This window comes from uncultured Cetobacterium sp., assembly GCF_947039425.1.
In the GTDB taxonomy this organism is placed as follows: Bacteria; Fusobacteriota; Fusobacteriia; order Fusobacteriales; family Fusobacteriaceae; genus Cetobacterium_A.
Genome location: NZ_CAMQYW010000190.1, coordinates 1 through 3,871, shown reverse-complemented (window position 1 = coordinate 3,871; position 3,871 = coordinate 1). Strand labels below are relative to the sequence as shown.

Annotated in this window: 4 protein-coding genes; 2 read left to right on the top strand and 2 right to left on the bottom strand. The window is 21.0% G+C overall.

Going from position 1 to position 3,871, the window contains the following annotated elements; genetic code table 11:
• Both Q0V09_RS08870 and Q0V09_RS08865 read left to right on the top strand, forming a co-directional pair.
• Nucleotides 1-568, top strand: a 568-nt coding sequence (locus Q0V09_RS08870) for a zinc ribbon domain-containing protein (RefSeq protein ID WP_297488665.1), incomplete at its 5' end; no start/stop codon positions are given.
• Between the two features lie 92 nt (nt 569-660).
• Nucleotides 661-1,683: a 2-hydroxyacid dehydrogenase gene (locus tag Q0V09_RS08865; RefSeq protein WP_297488662.1), complete on the top strand. Its 1,023-nt coding sequence runs from the start codon at nt 661-663 to the stop codon at nt 1,681-1,683.
• 69 nt (nt 1,684-1,752) lie between these two features.
• On the opposite strand, the gene Q0V09_RS08860 is transcribed toward Q0V09_RS08865, so the two are convergent.
• Together Q0V09_RS08860 and Q0V09_RS08855 are read right to left on the bottom strand one after the other, a co-directional pair.
• Entirely contained in the window at nt 1,753-2,439 is a 687-nt protein-coding gene (locus Q0V09_RS08860) for a LytTR family transcriptional regulator DNA-binding domain-containing protein (protein WP_297407544.1), read from the bottom strand.
• Nucleotides 2,432-3,871 (bottom strand): hypothetical protein (locus Q0V09_RS08855; RefSeq protein WP_297488659.1); only part of this gene is annotated, 1,440 nt, incomplete at its 5' end. The genes Q0V09_RS08860 and Q0V09_RS08855, both read right to left, overlap by 8 nt.

Here is a 3,871-nt window from a genome sequence, read left to right as displayed (position 1 = left end):
AGATATTCCAATTTATATGTCTAGTAATATAAATTTAAAGATTAATAAATTAGGAGATATTAATGATTTTTTAAGGCTTAAATTAATTTTAGAGAAGCAAAAGAAATCAATTTTAAATTCTTTATTAATAATTAAAGGTGGGAAAGGTAAAAAAAGAAAATTGGAGTCTTTAGAAAGACTTAAAGAAAAAGAAAAAAGATTTACAAAAAATTATAATCATTTTTTAAGTTCTGAAATTATAAAAAATGCAATAAAGTTAAGATGTAAACAGATTAATTTAGAATTTTTTAAAAATTATGAACATAATATTAAAGAGTTATTTTTTTTAAAAAATTGGAATTATTCTCAATTATATGAACTTTTAGAATATAAATGTAAAATGAATGGAATAAATTTAAAATATATAGATTCTTTAAATTTAAACAATATTTGTAGTTCATGTGGATTTTTAAATGAGGAAAATCATAATATATTATCCTTTATTTGTAAAAATTGTGCTTATGAAGAAAACTTAGACATCAATAAAGTTATGAATATTACTAAATCAAAAACATATGAAAACAATTAAGGATATCAAAAAAGATATCCTTTTTTATTAAAAGTTGATACTATTGTAGTATAGATTTATGAGGGGTAAAATAATTTTAAAGGAGAAATATTATGAAAATATTATTTTATGACACTAAAAAATACGACAAAAATTTTTTTTTAAAAGAAAATGAAAACCATGATTTTAAAATTACATTTTTAGAGAACAAATTAAATCTTGAAACTGCAGAATTAGCAGAGGGGTATAGTGTAGTTTGTTGTTTTGTTAATGATTCTATTGATAAAAATGTTATTGATATGTTAGTTAAGATGGGAGTTCAGTTAATTGCTCTAAGATGTTCTGGATATAATAATATTAATATTAAGTATGCAAAAGACAAGATAAAAATTGTAAGGGTTCCTGCATATTCTCCAAGTGCTATTGCAGAATATACAATTGCTTTACTTTTAACTTTAAATAGAAAAATAAATAAAGCTTATATTAGAACAAGAGAGGGAAATTTTTCTTTAGAAGGATTACTTGGATTTAATCTTGAGCATAAAACTATTGGAATTATTGGAACTGGAAGAATTGCTAAAATTTTAATTAGAATATTAAAAGGTTTTAATATGAATATTATAGCTTATGATAAATATCCTGATAATAAGGTTTCACAAGAGTTAGGATTTGAATATGTTTCTTTAGATACTCTATATAGAATATCAGATATTATATCTCTAAATTGTCCTTTAACACCAGAAACAAAATATATGATTAATAGAAGTAGCATGAATTTAATGAAAGATGGAGTTACTATTATAAATACAGGAAGAGGAGCTTTAATTGATTCTGTTGATTTAGTAGAAGCTTTAAAAGATCATAAAGTTGGAGCTGCTGCTCTTGACGTTTATGAAGAAGAAAGTGAATATTTCTTTGAAGATTTTTCAAATGATATTGTAGAAGATGATATTTTAGCTCGTTTATTGAGTTTTAATAATGTATTAATAACATCCCATCAAGCATTTTTTACTGAAGAGGCTGTCAAAGAAATAGCAAAAGTAACATTAAATAACATAGCTTTTTTTAATAAAGATGAGATTCAAAATGAAGTTTTTTATACTTGTGATGATAATAATTGTTATATCAAGGATTAGATATAGATTTTAAGGGGCTTTTAAAAGCCTCTTAAAATCTATATGGGAGTATCCTAAATTTAGTGTAAATTATATATTTGATGAACTTAAAACTAATTTACCTATAGAAAAAATATTTGTCTCTTCTAAATCTTTCATTTTACTTTTACTTATATATAAGACAGAGTTGTCTTTAAAAATTATTTGTTCCTCTTTATAATCGAGAAATTTAATTAATGACGTATTTATAATTAGACCTCTTTCCAATTTAAAGAATATATCAATATTTTCTAAAAAATCTTCAATATCTGAAAAATTTCTTTTTAATGTAAATGATTTATTATTTGTTAAATTAAATTTAGTTTTTCTAGAGATTCTACAATAATCAATATATAAAACTTCTGAAAATTCAATAATTCCTTTGTAAAAAGTATCCTTTAAATAAAATTGTGTAAAGTTGTTTCTTTTAACTAAAATATCTTCAATACTATTTTCAATATTATAAATATCTTGTCTTAGAATACAGTCATCAACATATTTAGATTTTAAAAGAGTTCTCATCTCTTTAATATTATTATTTCCTAATAATATAATAATATTACATCCTTTACTTGATAAATTTTTAATTTTTTCAGATAAATTTTTAATTTCAATATCTAAAATAACTATTTTATATTCAAATGAGTTTTCAGGGGATATTTGTATAAAATTGTAATCTAATGTTTCTTTTAATAATGTCAATAAATCTGAATTAGCATCAACTCCAATTTTAATCATCTAATATCAACCCCTCACAAATAGAAATTAATCTTAATCCACTGGCTAAATTAGAAGTAATATCTACAATACCTAATAGATAGTTTGTATCTGCTATTGTTAATTTACTTTCTGATGTTTCTACTAAGATTACTCCAATACAAGGATTTCCATTAAATTCAATTCTTAAACCAAAAGAATAATTTTTATCTAAAATGAATTTATTATTAATAAATTTATCTTTTTCAATATAAGATATAATTTTCTCTCTTTCATTATCATTTTTAAATAAATGAACAGTTACTTTATTTATTTGAGTGTGTTTTTTTATCTCTTTTTCAAGTTGTATTTCAAACTCTTTTTTATTTCTAGCTAGTGAAAGTTTATTATAACTTTTTTCAAGTATTTCATTTTTAGTTAAAAAAATGTTTTTGAAAATTAAACTGTAAAAATCTAATATAAATATTGTACCTAGAATCATAAATGGTTCTAATAAAGTCTTAAAAAAGAATAGAGCAATATATGCCATAGAAAAACCTAAAATATATCTGATAACTCTATCTAAATCAGCTCTATAAACTCTTAAAATTAAAAATACTATTCCCCAATATAAGCATAAGTATTCCATAGTTTTTATGAAGTAATTTAATTCTTTTAAATGAGGGAATAAAGTATTAAAAAATACTATTATAAAATATGCAAATCCTACAGGCAACCAAGATAAGATTTGACCTTTATTTAGTTTATTTTGTTTATTAAAAAATTTAAATAGAGCGAGTATAAAAATAATTTTTGAAATATCTATATTTTTATTAAAAAATCTTAAAAAAGAAAAGAAATCTTCATGATAAGTTAATATATATGCATAATTTTGTGGAGATGTAACTGTTGTTAATAACGTTAAATTATAGATATAAATAATACTTAAAAGAGAATATACAAATTTTCTTATAAAAGAGTATTTTTTATCAATTATATTTTCTAGAATATAATAAATAAGGGTAAAACCAAAAATGTTAGTAATTAAAAAACTAGCAATTCTAAAAATATCTGGTTGAAAACTACTTCTAAAACTAAAAAATAGTTTTGCCATTAGTACTGAAAATAGGAAATAGAGAATTTTGTCTTTTTTTAATCTACTTTTAACACTTTTAAACATGAATAAATTTAAAATAATTAAAGCTCCTGTAATTATATTTAAAATATTTTCTTGTTTTTTTGAAAAAGGATTTCCTAAAAAATTAACTTCAATTCTTTCCCATCTATTTTTTTTCTGAAAAGATATCTCTTTAGTATCTCCATATTCTCCCTTTAAGAAATATTTACCATTTGGAACATTTAAGAATAGTTTACCATTTAAAAAATTCTTTTGTAAAAAATTAATCTTTTTGTTATTTTCATTAAAAATTGTATAATCTCCAACATCTCTATCTAAAACCTCCATATTTTTTAT